Origin of the sequence: Paraflavitalea devenefica (assembly GCF_011759375.1) — a bacterium.
Taxonomy (GTDB): domain Bacteria; phylum Bacteroidota; class Bacteroidia; order Chitinophagales; family Chitinophagaceae; genus Paraflavitalea; species Paraflavitalea devenefica.
Genome location: NZ_JAARML010000001.1, coordinates 71,514 through 90,716 on the forward strand (window position 1 = coordinate 71,514; position 19,203 = coordinate 90,716).

Here is a 19,203-nt window from a genome sequence, read left to right on the forward strand (position 1 = left end):
TTTTTAGTTGTTGGTATGACTGATTAGTTGCTTTTACTGTTTCATAGTTACGGTCTGTTCTTCCCCGTTGCCTCAATACCTTGTTGCCTTTATGCCTATGTCTTCTTCGGCATTACGGCTTTCGGTTGTGGTTTCTTCACAGGAGCAGGTTTCTTCACAGGTTTCCGGGAGGTTTCATAGGACTGGTCTTTCACAGGTGAATTTTTCCGGGTTACATTGTTCGTTCGCTTCGGAACAGTCGTCGTCGCAGGTATGGGTGGTTTTTCAGTCGTCGGGTTTTTAGCCGGTGAGTTATTCACCGAGGTCAGGGCCTCCTGGGCCCGTGCGCTTTGCCTGTTTACAGAATCCGTTAAAGCTGTTTGTGCCGCTGTCATCAGGTTTTGTATGCTGCGTGCAGCCTGTACAGAATCCACCCTGCTCACATAACCGCCTTTCTTTACGCCTATTACCTGGCGGTCATACTGAACATTTACCCGCTCATATACATCCATGCCTGTTTTACTTAACACCATGCGGTAGAACTGGAGCAGGCGCCCAAACTTCTTATCGAAGTCTGTACCATCGCCAAATTCAATCACATGGTTCCCTACCATGGGTATCATTTCAAACTTTCTATCCGTCACTATATCCGTTTGCGCTATCTGCGCCATCCAGAACGGATTGTGCCCGATAAAAAGGCTTACCTGCTTGATATGCTGCAGCAATGTGCTATCAGCGCTGCCCACCCGCAGCTTATCTGTCGGGAAACCGGTGAATACCGGTAACCTGGCAGACACTTTTTCCGACAACGGCAATCTTTCACAACTGCTGTCAATATAGAAGCTGTTGCCTGTCACTGTAAACAGGCGGGCAATCGGCTCCCGCTCCTCGATCTTCACCTGCAGTACCTCGTTGTTATCAAAGAACAATTCAGCATCCCGTATCCACACATTCTTTTTGAGGCGTTCTTCCATGCTGCGCAGGTCAAACCGCTTCAATGACCGGCCCTTCAGCGCTACAGCGCCATTGCCGGTAAGTATATCCACCACTTCTTTCTTATTCATGAACCATTGCCCCTCGGCATTGGTCATACTGATCTCATATCCTGCACAGGTTTTGTCCTTCCTGTTCCTGATGGCCGCTACCAGCAATACCACCACGCCGGCCCCTATTATGGACCAGAGGCCGATAAACAACAACTTCCTGATATGACGGTTCACTTTCATTTGTTTCGCCGGTAGCCCCACCCAACGGCCAGAGGACCGTCAGATGGGTACAACAGACCCAGGAATCCCGGGCAATGACTACTATTTTTGTTCAATGATCTTTTTAATCGGCTGCACCAATGCATCAATATCTCCTGCCCCTGCCGTTATCAGCAACCAGCCGCCACTTTTTCCGCCGTGGTTCGTGTCCCCACGAACCACCCCTTCCACCCACTTCAATAACTCCTCTTTTTGCAACAATTGCTTGTGCTCATTTTTCATCCGTTGCAGGACCATCTCACTTGTTACACCTTCCATCGGCAATTCCCTGGCCGGATAAATAGGCAGCAGGATCACCTCATCGGCCATGTCCAGCGTAGCGGCAAACTCATTTGCAAAGTCCCTTGTCCTGCTGAACAGGTGCGGCTGGAAGACCACCGTACAATGCATATCCGGAAACAGGTTTTTGGCTCCGGTGATCAGCGCCCGCAACTCTTCCGGGTGATGCGCATAATCATCTACAAACACAATCCCACCTTCAGCAGACTTAACGATGTATTCAAATCTCCGCTTCACACCCCTGAAACCAGCCACCGCTGCTTTGATCTTATTATCTTCTATGCCCAATTGGTGCGCCACTGTAATGGCTACGATCACATTTTCGATATTATGCAGTCCGCCCATGTTCAGTTCCACATCCTTCAACTGCCAGTCTTTCATTATCACATCAAACGTGTAGCTCCCGTGTTGCCGGCGGATATTGGCAGCATATACATCCGCCTTTTCATTTTGCAAACTATAGGTAAGATGGTTACCCGTCCTCAGATCACCCGACCGGGGTAATCCATACTTACTCAGCAACAAACCGCCCGGCTTTACCTTACCCGAGAACTCAATGAACGCTTCTTCCATCGCTTCCGGCGTTCCATAAATATCGAGGTGATCGGGATCCATGGAAGTGATCACAGCGATATTGGGACTCAGGCGCAGGAAGCTCCGGTCGTATTCATCCGCTTCCACCACACATACGTTGCGCTCATGGCTCCAGTAGTTGCTGTTATAGTTTACGGCAATGCCTCCGAGGAAAGCATTGCAACCATAACCACTGTCCTGCAGCAGGTGGGCCGTCATGGTACTCACTGTTGTTTTGCCATGCGTACCTGCCACGCAGATATTAAAAGAACTATTGGTAATTAACCCCAGCACTTCACTACGCTTCAGCAGGGTATAATTATTTTGCTGATAATACACCAGCTCCTTGTGCGCTTTAGGTACAGCCGGCGTATATACGATCAACTGTGCATCCTTTGGCGCTTTTGACAGGTCTTCTTCATAATGTACCGGTATCCCTTCTTCTTCCAGCTTCCTGGTGAGCGGGGTGGCTGTTTTATCGTACCCGCTTACTTCCCGGCCATGAAACTTAAAATACCTCGCCAGCGCACTCATGCCAATCCCACCTATACCGATAAAATAAACCCGCTGAATATCTTTTAATTCGATCATAACAATCAACCTTTCTTATCAACATTCGCACTCACTACCTTTAATATCTCTTTGGCAATCACTTCATCCGCATTCGTTACTGCCAGCTTGCCTATATTCTCTTTCAGCAGTGCCTGCCGCTGTTCATCCTTCGCCAGTTCAATCACCGTGCTTACCAGTTTTTCTTTTGCTTCGCTGTCCCGCACCATAATACCCGCCTGCCTATTCACCAGGTGTTGTGCATTCACCGTCTGGTGGTCTTCCGCAGCAAAAGGGAATGGAACCAGCACTACCGGCTTCTTCGCCACACACAGTTCCGCAATGGCCATTGCTCCCGAACGGGAGATCACAATATCGGCTGCAGCATAGGCATACTCCATTTGCGTAATAAAACTGTTCACCCAAATATGCTTATTCTCTACAGCGCGTTCGGCGGCTTTCTCAGCATAGGGCTTACCCGTTTGCCAGATCAGTTGAATATCATGTTTGGCAAACAGGTCAATCTGTGCGTCCAGCGCTTCATTAATACCTTTGGCGCCCAGGCTGCCACCGGTAGCCAGTATGGTTTTCTTAGCCGGGTCCAGTCCAAAGAACTCTATCCCTTTTTCCCGGTTAATGGTATTGTTGGCGATCACACTGCGGACGGGATTACCCGTGATCTGCAGCTTATCAGCCGGGAAAAACTTTTCCATCCCATCACCTGCCACAAATACACGGGTGGCTTTCTTACCCAGCATCATGTTCGATTTGCCGGCAAAGGAATTAGATTCATGGATGAACGTAGGGATACCCCTTGCCTGCGCATACCGCAACACCGGAAAACTGGAATAACCACCTACACCTACTACCGCATCCGGCATAAAATCGGTAATGATCTTCCTTACCTGGAAAAAGCTTTTGATCAGTTTAAAAGGCAGACCAATATTTTTAAGCAGTGAGCTTCTGTTAAAACCGGCAATATCTATTCCTTCGATGGAATAGCCAGCCTGGGGTACCTTCTCCATCTCCATCTTTCCCTTCGCTCCCACAAATAAGATGTCAATAAACGGATCATTTTTCTTCAGCGCATTGGCAATGGCAATGGCCGGGAAAATATGCCCGCCGGTCCCTCCTCCTGCTATGATGATCTTTTTCTTCAATCTATTTTAAATGTTCAATACTCAATGTTCAATGCTCAAGGGGCTGCCTTACTCACTACTCATGCCTTCGCCGCTTCCGCCGCCGCCTTTCCTTCTGATTGTTCCACATTCCTGGCTACGCTGAGAATAATCCCAATCGAAAGACAGGTAAACAGGAAGGAGCTACCACCCATACTCACCAGTGGCAGCGTTACACCTGTTACCGGGAACAGGTTCACCGTCACCGCCATATTGATCAAGGCCTGAATCACCAGCGTAAAGCTTAATCCCAATGCCAGGAAAGCCCCAAACGCATAGGGACATTTCCGGAATACCCGTATGCTCCTCAGCAGGAACAACAGGTAGATCAATATGATAAAGGCCCCTCCTACAATACCATACTCTTCAATAATAATGGCAAAGATGAAATCAGAATACGGGTGTGGCAGGAAATTCCTCGTTTCACTATTACCCGGGCCTAGTCCCAGCATGCCACCTTTGGCAATCGCGATCTTAGCCTGGTTTATCTGGTAATTCTCATCTTTATCCGTCTGTTTGCTGTCGTACACAAAATTTTGTACCCGCTTGATCCAGGTAGGCAAACGTCCTGCTTCCAGGATGGCGGGCAGGTCTTTTGTCTTTCCTTCTTCTTTATCATAATAGGCAACAGCGATCGTAACGAGCAGCACTACCGGGATGGCCAGTAATCCGATCGTCATCAGCAGGTGTTTCATACTCGCCCGCCCTATGAACATCAGCAACATACTGGTAGCGCCTACCAGCAAAGCGGTTGACAGGTTGGCCGGGGCAATCAGTATACAAATAACAACAACCGGCAATATTACCGGCAGAAACCCTTGCTTAAAATCCTTGATCTTATCCTGCTTCTTGCTCAGCAGCCGGCTCAGGTACATGAACAGGGCCAGCTTGGCAAGGTCGGAGGTTTGGAAAGTAAGGTTAATGATCGGCAGCCTGATCCAGCGGCTGCCTTCATTCAGCCTCACCCCGAAAAACAACGTATATATCAGGAGCGGAATGGACAGCAGGAACAATATCCGCGCTACTCTTGAATACAAGGTGTAATTCACCCGGTGCGAAAAATAGATCACCGCCATGCCCACAATAATGAACATGATCTGTTTGAACAGGTAGATCTCGGTATTACCCCGGTTGTATTTATACGCCAGCAAGCCGGTAGAGCTATATACTACCAGCATAGACACCAGCGCCAATACAAGCACAATAGCCCATATTGCTTTATCTCCTTTCGTTCTGCTCAAAAGGCTACCGGGGCTTCTACCAATAGAAGCCATCTCATCAAACCGTATATCTTTTGAGTTACTCATTACTACTTATATCTTTCCACTTACAACTCCCGCACCGCCGCCTTGAACTGCTCGCCCCTGTCTTCATAATTCTTGAACAGGTCGAAGCTGGCGCAGGCAGGGCTCAGCAATACGATATCTCCTTTATTGGCCAGGTGAAAGGCAGCCTGTACCGCTTCGCGGGCGCTGGAGGTATTCACCATTACCGACACATCATTCTGGAAAGCCTCGTGGATCTTGCGGTTGTCAATACCCATGCACACAATGGCCTTTACCTTTTCTTTTACCAGCTCCGTGAGCAAAGAATAATCATTCCCCTTATCTACGCCACCCAATATCAGGATGGTAGGTTTTTCCATGCTTTCCAGCGCATACCAGGTGCTGTTCACATTGGTAGCCTTGCTATCATTAATAAACTGCACCCCCCGCACTGTAGACACCGGTTCCATCCGGTGCTCCAGGCTTTCAAACGTCTGTACTGCGTCACGGATCTTCTCCTTGCGGATACCGATCATGGCGCCGGCAATACCTGCAGCCATAGTGTTATATTGATTGTGTTTCCCTTTCAGGGCAAAATCATAAATACTCATTTGGATCTTCTCATCACCTGCTGCGACCGTCATTTTCCCATTTTGAATAAAAGCGCCGCGGTTAATTTCTCTGCTCATAGTGAATGGTAGTAGGTTAGATTTGATAGTAAAGTGCCCCAGGTTCTGCATGGTCACAGGGTCATCCTCACAATAAATAAAAAAGTCCTTTTCTGTTTGATTCTCTGTGATCCGGAACTTACTGTTGATGTAATTCCGGAACTGGTAATCATAGCGATCCAAATGATCTTCGGTGATATTGGTCAGTATAGCAATGTCTGGTCTGAACGTCTGTATATCGTCTAATTGAAAACTGCTGATCTCTGCTACGTACAAGGGTTTAGGGTCAACCGCTACCTGTTTCGCAAAAGAATAACCTATATTACCTACCAGCGCCGCATCCAGGCCACCCGTTTTACAGATATGGTATACCAGCGCCGTAGTGGTGGTTTTACCATTGCTGCCTGTAATACCAATGATCTTACTATCGCCTTTGTGCCGGTAGGCCAGCTCTATCTCACTGATCACAGGGATACCCTGTGCCCGTATCTTTTTAACCAGTTCATTCTTATCTGGTATGCCCGGGCTCTTCATCACTTCATCGGCATTCAGTATCAGCGCCTCGGTATGCTGCCCGGCTTCATAAGGAATATCATGGGCTTCCAACTCTTCCCGGTAATTGTCTTTAATGGCCTTACCGTCTGATACAAAAACATCATAGCCCTGCTGCCTGCCCAGTATGGCTGCACCTACTCCACTTTCGCCTGCTCCCAGTATTACCAAACGTTTGCTCATGTATAGCCAAAGTCATTTAACTGATCTGCTGCCGGATACAGTTCCCGGACAGTTCATGGAATTGTCTACGAATCGGATTAAGGGGGTTCTTCGGTAGTTTGAACTTTTTTCCAACTACTCTACTATGTTGGTTTTTCGTAAGAGGAACTTTAGTACTTACTTCTCCAATGCTTTTTTTCGCCGGTATGACGGTAAGGCGTGAAGTACTTACAACTTTTCTTTCCGTCTTCCCGCCTTTCCGGCAATAGCTTTTACCGGATCTTTAAGGTTACGATCGCAAACACGATACACAAGATGGTCACGATCCAAAACCTGGTTACAATCTTCGCTTCATGGTATCCCAGCTTCTGGTAGTGGTGGTGCAAAGGACTCATCAGGAATATCCTTCGCCCCTCTCCATATTTCTTTTTCGTGTATTTAAAATAACTTACCTGCAATGTCACACTCAATACCTCCACCAGGAATACGCCGCAGAAAATGGGTATCAGCAATTCCTTGCGCACAATGATGGCCAGGGCTGCTATGATACCGCCCAGCGTCAGACTACCGGTATCGCCCATAAACACCTGGGCCGGATAAGCATTGTACCACAGGAATCCCACACAGGCCCCGATCAGTGCGCCGATGAAGATGGACAACTCACCGAGGTTGGGGATGTACATGATATTCAGGTATTCCGCAAACCGCAGGTTACCACTGGCATAGGCAAATATGCCCAGACATGCTCCAATGATAGCGCTCACACCACCCGCCAGCCCATCTATCCCATCTGTAATATTGGCGCCATTTGAAACTGCCACGATGATAAAAATAACCACGATGATATATAACACCCAGGTCAGCCCTCTCACCGCTTCCGGCAATAACTTGGCATAATTGAACTCATGCCCTTTTACAAAAGGAATGGTAGTGATCGGCTCATTCGCTTCCACGAAATATTTTGTCTTGCCGTCAAATGTTTTTTTGATGATAATGCTATCGTCAGCCTTTACTTCGCCGGTATATTCCCTCCATGCCTTGGTATTGTCGTTAAACATCAATACCGTTCCTACTACAATACCCAGTACCACCTGTCCTAATACCTTAAACCATCCCGCCAGTCCGTCCTTATCTCCTTTCTTATAAGGTATTCCTTGTTGCTGGGCAATCCTCTTTGCACGCAGCTTGAGGTAATCATCAATAAAACCAACAATACCCATCCAAACAGTGGTAAAGATCATGACCCGTATATAGGCTTTACTCAGGTCGGCCAGTAACAAAGTAGGCACCAGTATAGCCAGGATAATGATCAACCCACCCATCGTAGGCGTTCCTTTCTTCTGCTGTTCGCCTGCCAGTCCCAGGTCACGCACCGTTTCACCCACCTGCCTTTTACGCAGGTAATTGATCAGCTTCTTACCAAACACAGCCGAAATAACCAGCGACAAGATGACCGCTATCAATACCCTGGATGTAATGAACTGAAACAGCGCACTACCCGGGAATTTCACACCCATGTCTTTAAACCAGTCAAATAAAGAATACAGCATGTTGGTTTGTTTGACTAAGAGTTAAAGAGCAGAAAAAGAGAGAGGTAAGCTACTTTCTTCAGGGTTTCCGTGGTCTTTTTCTTTGTCTTCAATCTCTTCTTTTGTTGTTTCCTGTTCTCTTCTGCTCTTTTTTACTCTTAGCTTATAGGGAACCGTCCGTGATAATTATTTTTCGTACAACTTAAACATCTCTGCCAGCACCTGCTTGTCATCAAAAGGGGATTTCACGCCCTTGATCTCCTGGTACTTCTCATGGCCCTTGCCTGCGATGAGTACAATATCATCCGGCTTAGCCAGGCTTACCGCCGTTTTGATCGCTTCCTTCCTGTCTACAATGGCGATGTATTTTCTTTTGGCCGCTGTATTCAACCCCGTTTCCATATCCCGGAGTATCTGTTCCGGATCTTCACTGCGGGGGTTATCGGAGGTAAAGATCACCCGGTCGCTATGCTCGCAGGCTGCTTCTCCCATCACCGGCCGCTTTGTCTTGTCGCGGTCTCCCCCACATCCTACTACGGTAATGATCTGCTCATGTCCTTTCCGCAGTCCTTTGATCGTGGCCAGCACATTCAGCAGGGCATCGGGGGTATGGGCATAATCCACAATACCGATCACTTTATCTTTTGCCGAAACGATGTAATCAAACCTTCCTTCAGCGCCCGTCAGTTCACTCAGTACCCGCAACACTTCAAACTTGTCTTCCCCCAGGCAAATGGCCGCGCCATATACTGCCAGCAGGTTGTAAGCATTGAACTCACCGATCAGGCGGAAATGCACTTCCTGGTCATTGATCGTCATTACCAGTCCCATCAATCCATTCTCCAGTATCTTCCCCTTGAACTCTGCCATCGTACGCAGGCTATAGTAATACTTGTGCGCCTGTGTATTCTGCAGCATCACCGGTCCTCTTTTGTCATCTAAGTTGGAGATGGCATAGGCATCTGAAGACAAGGAGTCAAAAAAGGACTTTTTTACCCGTATATATTCATCAAAGGTCTTGTGGTAATCCAGGTGATCGTGCGTAATGTTGCTGAACAGGGCCACCACGTATTTCAATCCGGCCACCCGTTGCTGATGTAAGGCATGCGAGCTGGTTTCCATGAATACATGGGTGCAGCCGGCATCTACCATCTGTTTCAGCAAGGCATTCAGGTTGATGGCATCGGGCGTGGTATGCGTAGCGGGCACAATCTCGTTGCCAATATGATTTTCCACGGTGCTCAGCAAGCCACACTTATACCCCAATCCGGTAAACAGTTTGAACAACAACGTAGCGATAGTGGTCTTGCCATTGGTGCCGGTAACTCCTACCAGTTTTACCTTTTCAGATGGCTGGCCATAAAAATTATGCGCCATATAACCGGCAGCAGCGCCACTGTTTTCCACCTGCACATAGGTAACGCCTTCCTTTAAAGAAGGGGGCATCACTTCACACACAACAGCCACCGCTCCTTTCTCCACCACACTATCAATAAACTGGTGTCCGTCGGCCGCCACCCCTTTGATCGCTATAAACGCATCTCCCTTGCCCACTTTACGGGAGTCTATATGCAGGGCATTCACGGATACAGAAAGGTCTCCATGTACCGAGCGTATCCTTACCTTATACAATATATCCTGTAAAACTGCCATATAGCTTTATACCCTGTGTTCAAAAGGGTGCGATCAACACTGTTTATGATTAGTTCAATTCGATCGTTACTGACTGATTCTTTACAAAAGCCGTTCCCGGCTCCACACTTTGCGCTTTCACTTTTCCGCGGCCTCTCACAATTACTTTTGCCTGCATGTTTTCCAACAGGTACAAAGCATCTTTCAATCCCATACCCCGCACATCGGGCATATTCTTTTTGGATACCGGCTGGCCATCCATCACCGGCTCATAATTCGCTGCATATAACCTTGTCCATTCATGGGCGCCTGCAGAATCCCTGTATTTCCACTGCAGGGTTTTCATCACCTGCTGCATATCTTCCGCAGCGCCTGCGTACAGGTAATAAGAACTATCCTTTTTTACCGGGATAACCGGTTGATTCTTTTTATCCTTATCAGCATTCAGTGCATACAATTTATCCGCCAACTCCTTAAATACCGGTCCGGCTATTTTTGCACCGTAGTACACCGCGGCACGAGGTTTATTCTTCACCACCACAATGCAACTGTACTGTGGATTATCGGCCGGGAAATAGCCTGCAAAGGACGACTGGTAAATTTGATCTGCATATCCCCGGTTACCATTGGCCATCAACGAGGTGCCGGTTTTACCAGCTACTTTGTAAGGCGCCCCTTTAAACAAAGTAGTCCCTGTTCCGTGAGGATCACTGCACACACCCTTCAACAACTCCTGCAATAATTTCAACGTTTGCTCATTGCAAACAGCTTCTTCCAATACCTCTGGTTTATTTTCTTTTACTACCAGTCCGTTCTCTTTCACGGCATTCACCAGGTAGGGCTTCATCATTTTGCCATCATTTGCTATCGCATTGTACAGCATCAGCGTTTGTAAGGGGCTTACCAGCACTTCATAGCCAAAACTCATCCAGGGTAAAGAGGTAGCGCTCCATGTTCTTGATTTGGGTGTTTTAACGATCGGCGTTGTTTCACCCAACAGGTCAATACCGGAGTATTGATCAAAGCGCATCCGCTTTAAATGTTCTACAAACTGCAGCGGCTTTTTTGAATAATAAGCTGTTACCAGCTTGGCCATGCCCACATTAGAGCTCATCTCAAACGCCTCTTTCACCGATACATCATAACCATGGTTCTCACTGTCATAAACCGTTCTGCCATTTACCGTCCACACACCGCCTTCCAGGTTTACCCGGTGATTCAGGGAGGTATATTTATCTTCCAGCAACGACAGCATGGTAGCCAGCTTGAAGGTGGAACCCGGCTCTGAAGCACGGATGGCATAATTCATATCTTCCCAGTAGCTGCCATCACTTCTCCGGCCCAGGTTGGCAATCGCCTTGATCTTGCCGGTCTTCACTTCCATTACCAGGCAGGTGCCATATTCACATTCATACTGTGTCAACACCTTCAGTAATGCATTCTCCGCAATGTCCTGCATATTCACATCCAGCGTGGTAATGATATCCTTTCCATTTTGCGGCTCGATCTCGGAACCATCTACCGGCACAAACACGCCCGCCGCAATCTTCCGCATCAACCGCTTACCACTCTGCCCCTTTAATACCGTATCATACGTTTTCTCAATCCCTACATTCGTATTCTTAATCTTGCCGTCGCTATCAATATATTCCCTCGATAAGCCGATCGTTCTGTTCGCCAGCAGGCCAAAAGGATTCAGCCGTTTGTCCTTCACTTCGGGAATAAATCCACTTTTGTCCCTACCCTGCCTGATGAGCGGCATGGTACGCAGCTCCTTGTATTGCTGGAAAGAAAGATTCTTTTTAAAAAGAAAAAACCGGTCCTTTTTACGATACCCCTGCGTTAATAACTGCTTGTATTCAGTACTGCTGCGGTCCTTAAAGTAATTGGCCAGGCAACCTGATAAAGAGTCAACATGATCCTTAAAGCGCTTGCCATTCTTCTCCCGCAGGCCTTCGGCCATGAAATCTATATAGATATTGAAGTAAGGCAGAGAGGTGCTGAGCATACTGCCATCTTCACTGTAGATCGTTCCCCGCTCAGCATCTATTTCCACAAAACGTTGTTGCTGATCTTTGGCCTGGTTGATCCAGTAAGTTCCCTGCACCTGCTGGATGTACACCGCCCGCATTAATATCACCACGCTAAATATCACTATGCCTATAAAACACAGGTACACTCTCCATAATATATCGCGTTTAACTTCCAAGGGACAGGCTATCTATATAGTTACTGATATTTAATTGTTGCTCTTTTCCTCACTGATGGAGTCACTCAATATTACCGGCGGCGCTACCAGTTCCTTCAACCCCAGCGGCTCTACTGCCTTCGCCATCTCACTCTGCTTGCTCCGGTACATCACTTCACTTTTCAGCGTTTTGTATTCGTATTGCAGCTCTTTCAATTCCTTGCTCACCTTATTGATGTTGCGGATGGTCTTATCCGCATAGTGTCCATTATATATATATATTACCGCCAGCACGGACAGGAACAGGAAGAACGGAATGTTTTTGACGATCCAGCGATAGCTGAATATCCGCTTCCGCTCGCGCTTGCGTTCTTTCTCTTTACCGGCTACAACTTCTTCTTGTTCTTTTTCTTCGCTCATAATGGTTAAGATTAGCGGCTGAACAGTTACTCACCATCCAACCGCTAACGAAAATTGCTGAATGTTCACTCGGTTTTCATACAGACATTGGAAATTATACCCTTTATTTTGATGATAAGAACTCTACATTTTCTCTGCTACACGCAGCTTGGCGCTCCGCGAACGCGGATTACGCTTTAGCTCTTCTGGCGCAGCAGTAATTGGCTTTTTGGTAATTACTTTTAACGGAGGTTCAGGAACGTTGCGACCAAACGGGTCCTCAACGACTGTTTCATCCACATCACCTTTCCTGAAAAAATTCTTGACAATCCTGTCTTCCAGCGAATGAAAGGTGATGATGGCCACACGGCCACCGGGCTTTAATAGCGAAGGAATTTGTTGCAGCATCTCTTTCAAAGCCCCCAATTCATCATTCACTTCAATGCGCAATGCCTGAAATACCTGGGCAAAGTATTTATTGGGATTCCCTTTCACCACCGCCTGTACAGCCTGTTTGAAATTGGCGATCGTTTTTAATGACACTGTTTGCCGCACCTGCACAATTGTTTTTGCCAGGGTTTTGGAGTTGGTCACTTCGCCGTATTGCTCAAATAACTTGTGCAATCGTTGCTCGTCGTAAGTATCCACCACTTCAAAGGCGGTCAGATCCTGTCGCTTGTCCATTCGCATATCCATATCACCTTCAAAACGAATAGAAAAACCACGGTCTGCCTCATCAAACTGGTGGCTGCTTACGCCAAGGTCGGCCATAATGCCATCAACCTGTGCTATTTTATGCAGGCGCAGAAACCTTTGCAGGTGACGAAAGTTATGTGGCACGAAAGTGATCCGGGGATCATCGGGCACATTTTGTTTCGCATCTGCGTCCTGGTCAAAAGCCAGCAATCGTCCATTTTTACCAAGCCGTTTCAGTATTTCGCCGGAATGACTGCCACCGCCAAATGTGCAATCCACATATATGCCATCTGGCTGCATGTTGAGACCATCTACCGTTTCCTGCAGCAATACCGGTACGTGATAATCCGTATTACCGGAGGCAGAGGGAAATTCAGCGCTATGGTTATCATTGTCACTCATCTGCTTAGTGCTGACCTCCCGGCAGGCTGGCCGCCGTCATCACCTGTTGCGCCAACTGACTGAAAGCTTCGGGTGAAAAAGATTCAAAGAGCTTTTGGTACTTATCCTTATCCCAGATTTCAATTTTGTTCATCGCCGCCACCAACACAATGTCCTTTTCCAGCCCGGCATGGTCCTTCAAATTCGGCGGCACCAGCAAACGACCTGCACTATCCAGTTCCAGCACCTGCGCCCCATTCAGAAAGTATCTTCTGAATTCCCGAACTTTGGGGTCAAAATCATTCAATTTGCCCAACTCAGCGAAAATCGGGTCCCAGCTTTTCATGGGATACAGCGTCAGGCATTTTTCAAACCCCCTGTTAACAACAAACTGGCTTCCGGCCTCTTCCGGCAACTGCTTTTTAAAGCCCGCCGGCAAGAGGAAGCGACCTTTTGCGTCCAAAGTTGCTTCGTATTCGCCTATGAAACCATTCATTTCTAATCACTTAACCCCTTATCGCTTTTAATTACCACAAAATAACACTTTTTCCCACTTTTAAACGTGGATTTGGAATTTTTATTTTTTCCACAAGTCTTGATTTGCATACAAGTACGGCTACGGCTTCATTTCAACCACTCCTTCATCAACGGAAGCTCATATCCCGGTGCATTTACTGTGAATTGCGGCGCAAAACCTGTGGATAAGCCTACTCCCCATGTGCATTGTGTGTGATTCCGCTGCCTGGTCAGACCACCCGGCGGGCCTTGCTGTTTTATCCCGGAAAGTATCGAAACCCATTGCTCCTGCATGGGTTATAGGAAGGTTCGAACATGGTGGCTCCATCTTCAGGGTACCCTCAGGTATTCTTAGGGTTATCCTAAGGTCATCCTGAGGTTAGAACCCTAAGAATACCCTAAGAAAACCCTAGGATGACCCTAAGATGACCCTAAGATGACCCCAGGATGGTAGGTAGAAGATAGGAGGATTACCCTTCCCTGGCAGGTAGATGGGGTGCATATATCGGTGAAGGTGTACATTTGTGGGAATAAGGCCGGCCCGTCACTAAACCGGCGATAGTATGGCAACATCAGGCTACTCAGGAACTCCCCTGCTAAAGAAACTGGGCATCAAGGAAAATATGAAAGTGCAACTTCTGCATGCACCCGGCAATTACATGGAATTACTGGAATCTGACATACGCGCCCAACTGGCCGGCAAAAAAGACGTACCCGACCTCATCCACCTGTTCGTAACCAGCCAGCAACAATTTGAACAGGAAATGCGGTTATTGAAAGCGGTATATACAGCCAACCCATCCGTTATTATCTGGGTCAGTTGGTACAAGAAAAGTTCCGGCATAGCTACAGACCTTACAGAAGATACCATCCGCGGGTATGCTTTACAGCATGACCTGGTTGATATTAAGGTTTGTGCGGTCAGTGAACAATGGAGTGGCCTGAAATTAGTAGTACCCAAGGCAAAACGATAAAAATGCGGCAGAAAGCCGTGCCCGATATGCATCCCAAAAGTATAGCCATCAGAGATTTTACGTACCTGCTCCCGGAAGACCGGATTGCGAAATACCCTTTACCCGAAAGAGACAGCTCCAAATTGCTGATCTATAAAGAAGGAAAGATCAAAGAAGATATTTACCGTAACATTGATCAACACCTGCCGCCAGACTCCCTGCTGTTATTCAATGATACCAAAGTTGTAGAAGCAAGGTTATTGTTTCAAAAACCCACCGGCGCCTCCATTGAAGTATTTTGCCTGGAGCCACACCCCATGTACCGCGATATCACCACTGCCATGTCGCAACAAACCCGGGTAACCTGGATGTGCCTCATCGGCGGAGCGTCAAAATGGAAGAGCGGTCAATTACTGGCGAAACAAATTCCCTGGGGCGACAGCTCTATTGTACTGCAGGCAAGGTACCTGGAAAAGATAAAGGACAGCTTTGCCATTGAGCTATCCTGGACGCCCACCTCCCTGAGCTTTGCAGAGGTACTGCATATTGCAGGGATCATTCCACTTCCCCCGTATATTAAAAGATCAGCGGAGCTCTCAGATGCTACCCGCTATCAAACCATCTATGCCCATACAGCGGGCTCAGTGGCAGCGCCCACAGCGGGCCTCCACTTTACACCAGCACTCTTTGAGCGACTGGATGCCAAAAACATCCTGCGCAATTATGTAACGCTGCACGTAGGCGCCGGCACTTTCCAGCCGGTGAAAAGCGATAACATGGATGGCCATGAAATGCATGCGGAGTTTATTGATGTACCGGCAGCACTCATCCAACAATTGATTGATTATGCTGACCGGCACATTACAGTAGTTGGCACAACTACTTTGCGCACCGTGGAAAGTCTTTACTGGCTGGGCGTCAAAACTATCTTATTCCCTGCCCTGCCTCCTGAAGAACTTGTCATTAACCAATGGGATGCGTATGAGTTGGAGGCCTCGCCTATTACAGTGCAGGAAGCGCTTACTTCCCTGCTGCGCTATATGGAAAAACAACAGTGGGAACGGCTGATCACGAAAACCCGGTTATTAATAACACCTGGTTATACCATCCGCCTGCCAAAGGCATTGGTAACGAATTTTCATCAGCCACAATCTACTTTGTTATTGTTGGTGGCAGCCTTTGCGGGAGAGCAATGGAAAAGTATCTACGAATATGCACTGGAACATGAATTCCGGTTTCTCAGTTATGGTGATGGATGCTTGCTGTTTCGGTAACCGGTTTTTCTTTCAGCAAAGGTAATTCCAGCGTAAAGGCAGAGCCTCTGCCCAATACGCTCTCTACCTTGATCTTTCCATTGTGTGCATCTACAATGGTCTTCACATAGCTGAGGCCAAGGCCAAATCCCTTTACATTATGAAGGTTGCCGGTATGTGCGCGGTAGAATTTTTCAAAGATGCGGCGTACTGTTTCCTTGCTCATACCAATACCATTGTCTTCGATGCGGATCACCAGGTTCTTATTGGTACTGTGTGTAGTTATTTTTAACAGCAGGTTCTCTTTGGAGTATTTAACTGCATTGTCTATCAGGTTAGAGATCAGGTTGCGGAAATGCACGGGGTCGGCCTGTATATAATCCCTGCGGGCGCTCAGGTTCAGGTCGGCCTGCCCCTGCTTCTCATCCAACTGTAAAGTATAATTATCCATGATCTCATGGATCAGGTCGTGCACATGGAGGGGCAATTTATTCAACTGCAGCTCCTGCCTGTCCATCACGGCTGCTTGCAGAATGGTTTCCACATGCTTGTTCATCCGCTTATTCTCTTCCTTGATGATGCTGCTGAAATAGTCCATCTTGGTCCGGTCCTGTAATACCTTGTCATTCCGCAATGCGTCTACTGCCAGCGAGATGGTAGCCAGTGGCGTTTTAAACTCATGCGTCATATTGTTAATGAAATCATTCTTGATCTCACTCAGCTTCTTCTGCCGCAACAGGGCGTTGACGGTCACATAGAAAGCAGCTATGATCATGATGGTGAAAAAAACGGCCCCGACGATCATCCATTTCATTTGCTGCAGAATGATTTTTTTAACATTGGGAACAATAACGATCATTCTTTCATCGGGTACCAGGTTCTCCAGGTCACTGCCACTGGGCGGTTGGAAATAGTACACAAACGTGATGTTATTCCCATTCGTAGTATCAATATCTTCCGCTGCTTTCAAAAACCCTTTTGACTTGAGCTCATAAGACAGCAGGTTGACATTGGATGTTATCGCAAATTCAAATTTCAGGTTTTGCAGGTTCTGACTATCAAATGCCTTGCGCAGCTTTTCTTCTACTTCAAATTCGGTAAACTTCTGTGCAATGGTAGGCGGCCTCATTAATTCATTCTGAAACTGTTCGGAAGGCCAGTTGAACCCGGGCTTGGTACGGAAGTTTTTGAGCGATGGCAGCGTGCCTTTCTGGTCCATGAGCAAGGCGCCTACCTCACCCATTCCACGGGTTATCTTAAATTGGACCTCCCCCTGCTTATCCACCAGCATTGTTTGCAACCAATTGTATTGCACATAGATGGTGCCTATCAGCGACAAACTGATCAATACGATGATAACAGGAAATACTTTCCGTAATTGCAACTGATATGATTTTAACGCCACGTCCATTTACCTGCCTGTTACTCAACAACTCAGCCACGCAATCAACTCTGGTTGGTCAATTTTTCCCTGCAGGTAATTTTCAATCGGCAAATTTAATAAACTGATTACAGAACCGCTACAGGTATGAATTCGGGAGGGTTTGATTTAACTAAGTTTTATCAGGATGCCGGAAGAATCGCCCTTCCTGGGCGGCTTACCGGGTACCACGCCTCCCGGGTACCTGACCGCTAACTTATGAAGATTTACTTAACGAATCCCTTTTTTTAAACAATCATTTTGCCAGCAGTAAATAAGTCTTAATTTAGGAATATGATTACACCGGGACCTGGAACGCTGTTGATAGCCGAACCTTTTTTAAAAGATCCTAATTTCATGCGTACGGTCGTTTTTCTTTGTGATCACCAGGAAGAAGGTAGTTTTGGATTTGTACTGAACCGCACTTATGAGCATACCCTGAATGAGCTGATGAATGACCTGGATGAACTGAAATTACCTGTTTTTTATGGCGGCCCGGTCCAGATGGACACCATTCACTTCCTGCACCAATACCCCACACTGATCCCGGGCAGTTATGAAGTACTGGACGGCATTTACTGGGGAGGCGATTTTGAAACGGCCATCAACCTTATCCGTGAAGGCTCCATTGATGTGAACAAGATACGTTTCTTTATAGGCTACTCCGGCTGGGGCAGCGGCCAGTTGAATGATGAACTGAAGGAGAAATCCTGGCTTACTGCCGAAGCCACCAAAAAACTGGTCTTCCACCGTAAAACAGATGAGATATGGCGGGAAGCCCTGAAACACCTGGGTGGTGATTATGAAATGATGGCCAACTTCCCGATTGATCCGCAATTGAATTAAGCCGAAAACCTGGGAATATATACAACGAGGTATTATTGCCTGATATATCCAAGCATCAGGTAACCCGATTGCAGTTGCTTATTGAGCAGGTACTGAACGATCATCCCCTTCCCAATCGTTTTAAAAAACAGACCGGCAATCTTCATTTTCAGGTTACTGTTTTTCGGATCACTTAATGACCTGGCAAAATCGTATTCGGTGATCTTTTTAACGTAACCGGTGAAGACTTTAACCGCCAGTTCCTTCTTACTGCTATACCCCAGTTTAGCAAATGTGGCTTGCCAGTCTTCTTCCTTTCGTGCATATTTCCGTAATTCATCCTCCCTGGTCACCGAATTAAGCGTTGTCATTAAAAACGCGCCACCCGGTTTTAATATCCTGTTTATTTCCTGTAAAGCGTGTTCCTGGTTTTCGACATACTCCAGCGTACCCATACAAACAATAATATCGAAAAAGGAATCCGGGAAGGGTATTCTATCAGTATTCAAATCACATACCTGTAAAAATGGCGTCAGTCCTGGCGGACAACTTTTAATAGCGTATTCACTGATATCGGTTCCATAGGCATCATATCCGTTCTGCCTGAGTACATCCACCAAAAAACCTTTGGCGCAACCCAGGTCCAAAATCTTCTTACCGGGAAATCTCTTTTGTATTTCAGTCACCATTGATATAAAGGCCGGGTAAAATCGCTCTGCTTCATAGGAACTGTACTCACCCACTTTATGCTCACCCGAATCGAAATAGTTATTAGAAAATTCTTTCCTGTGTTCGGCCATTTTCTATTATTCGTTTGTGGCACAAAGTAACCGTTACCATTTTCACTTATATTTACCGCACGACACATAATTAAATGTTTAATGATTAACGTATAAGTATAAACTACTAATTGAAATATTCCGATATACAACAAGCCCCGC

16 protein-coding genes are annotated in these 19,203 nt (G+C 46.9%); 3 read left to right on the forward strand and 13 right to left on the reverse strand.

What is annotated here, in order from left to right; translation table 11 throughout:
* Positions 1 to 95: 95 nt before the first annotated feature.
* From HB364_RS00270 to mraZ, 11 genes are all read right to left on the reverse strand, one after another.
* A complete protein-coding gene (locus HB364_RS00270; protein ID WP_167285906.1) occupies positions 96 to 1,205 on the reverse strand; it encodes a hypothetical protein in 1,110 nt (369 codons plus the stop codon).
* Positions 1,206 to 1,286: 81 nt separating this feature from the next.
* Positions 1,287 to 2,687, reverse strand: coding sequence for a UDP-N-acetylmuramate--L-alanine ligase (gene murC, locus HB364_RS00275; RefSeq protein WP_208419825.1), 1,401 nt, complete (start codon positions 2,685 to 2,687; stop codon positions 1,287 to 1,289).
* A gap of 5 nt (positions 2,688 to 2,692) precedes the next feature.
* Positions 2,693 to 3,805: an undecaprenyldiphospho-muramoylpentapeptide beta-N-acetylglucosaminyltransferase gene (gene murG, locus HB364_RS00280; RefSeq protein ID WP_167285907.1), complete on the reverse strand. Its 1,113-nt coding sequence runs from the start codon at positions 3,803 to 3,805 to the stop codon at positions 2,693 to 2,695.
* Between the two features lie 59 nt (positions 3,806 to 3,864).
* Positions 3,865 to 5,130: an FtsW/RodA/SpoVE family cell cycle protein gene (locus HB364_RS00285; protein ID WP_167285908.1), complete on the reverse strand. Its 1,266-nt coding sequence runs from the start codon at positions 5,128 to 5,130 to the stop codon at positions 3,865 to 3,867.
* Between the two features lie 20 nt (positions 5,131 to 5,150).
* A complete protein-coding gene (gene murD / locus HB364_RS00290) occupies positions 5,151 to 6,491 on the reverse strand; it encodes a UDP-N-acetylmuramoyl-L-alanine--D-glutamate ligase (RefSeq protein ID WP_167285909.1) in 1,341 nt (446 codons plus the stop codon).
* 251 nt (positions 6,492 to 6,742) lie between these two features.
* Complete coding sequence (gene mraY, locus HB364_RS00295; RefSeq protein ID WP_167285910.1) at positions 6,743 to 8,020, reverse strand: phospho-N-acetylmuramoyl-pentapeptide-transferase; 1,278 nt, start codon at positions 8,018 to 8,020, stop codon at positions 6,743 to 6,745.
* 165 nt (positions 8,021 to 8,185) lie between these two features.
* Positions 8,186 to 9,652 (reverse strand): UDP-N-acetylmuramoyl-L-alanyl-D-glutamate--2,6-diaminopimelate ligase, encoded by a 1,467-nt coding sequence (locus HB364_RS00300; protein WP_167285911.1) that lies wholly within the window; start codon positions 9,650 to 9,652, stop codon positions 8,186 to 8,188.
* A gap of 49 nt (positions 9,653 to 9,701) precedes the next feature.
* Entirely contained in the window at positions 9,702 to 11,840 is a 2,139-nt protein-coding gene (locus HB364_RS00305) for a penicillin-binding protein (protein ID WP_167285912.1), read from the reverse strand.
* Positions 11,841 to 11,870: 30 nt separating this feature from the next.
* Positions 11,871 to 12,239 carry an FtsL-like putative cell division protein gene (locus tag HB364_RS00310; protein ID WP_167285913.1) on the reverse strand — a complete coding sequence of 123 codons (369 nt, stop codon included), beginning with the start codon at positions 12,237 to 12,239 and terminating at the stop codon, positions 11,871 to 11,873.
* 123 nt (positions 12,240 to 12,362) lie between these two features.
* Entirely contained in the window at positions 12,363 to 13,316 is a 954-nt protein-coding gene (gene rsmH, locus HB364_RS00315; RefSeq protein ID WP_167285914.1) for a 16S rRNA (cytosine(1402)-N(4))-methyltransferase RsmH, read from the reverse strand.
* Positions 13,317 to 13,320: 4 nt separating this feature from the next.
* Positions 13,321 to 13,791 (reverse strand): division/cell wall cluster transcriptional repressor MraZ, encoded by a 471-nt coding sequence (gene mraZ / locus HB364_RS00320; RefSeq protein WP_167285915.1) that lies wholly within the window; start codon positions 13,789 to 13,791, stop codon positions 13,321 to 13,323.
* A 583-nt stretch (positions 13,792 to 14,374) separates the two neighbouring features.
* Here mraZ and HB364_RS00325 point away from each other — a divergent pair.
* On the forward strand, positions 14,375 to 14,785 hold the full coding sequence (locus tag HB364_RS00325) for a DUF3052 domain-containing protein (RefSeq protein ID WP_167285916.1): 411 nt from the start codon (positions 14,375 to 14,377) through the stop codon (positions 14,783 to 14,785).
* A gap of 2 nt (positions 14,786 to 14,787) precedes the next feature.
* Positions 14,788 to 16,038, forward strand: coding sequence for an S-adenosylmethionine:tRNA ribosyltransferase-isomerase (locus tag HB364_RS00330; RefSeq protein WP_246228254.1), 1,251 nt, complete (start codon positions 14,788 to 14,790; stop codon positions 16,036 to 16,038).
* Here HB364_RS00330 and HB364_RS00335 read toward each other — a convergent pair.
* A complete protein-coding gene (locus tag HB364_RS00335) occupies positions 16,004 to 17,401 on the reverse strand; it encodes a sensor histidine kinase (RefSeq protein WP_246228255.1) in 1,398 nt (465 codons plus the stop codon). The two genes, HB364_RS00330 and HB364_RS00335, sit on opposite strands and share 35 nt — an antisense overlap.
* Positions 17,402 to 17,731: 330 nt before the next feature.
* Here HB364_RS00335 and HB364_RS00340 point away from each other — a divergent pair, with 330 nt between their 5' ends.
* Positions 17,732 to 18,283 (forward strand): YqgE/AlgH family protein, encoded by a 552-nt coding sequence (locus HB364_RS00340; RefSeq protein ID WP_167285918.1) that lies wholly within the window; start codon positions 17,732 to 17,734, stop codon positions 18,281 to 18,283.
* A 32-nt stretch (positions 18,284 to 18,315) separates the two neighbouring features.
* On the opposite strand, the gene HB364_RS00345 is transcribed toward HB364_RS00340, so the two are convergent.
* Positions 18,316 to 19,062: a class I SAM-dependent methyltransferase gene (locus HB364_RS00345; protein ID WP_167285919.1), complete on the reverse strand. Its 747-nt coding sequence runs from the start codon at positions 19,060 to 19,062 to the stop codon at positions 18,316 to 18,318.
* Between the last annotated feature and the right edge of the window lie 141 nt (positions 19,063 to 19,203).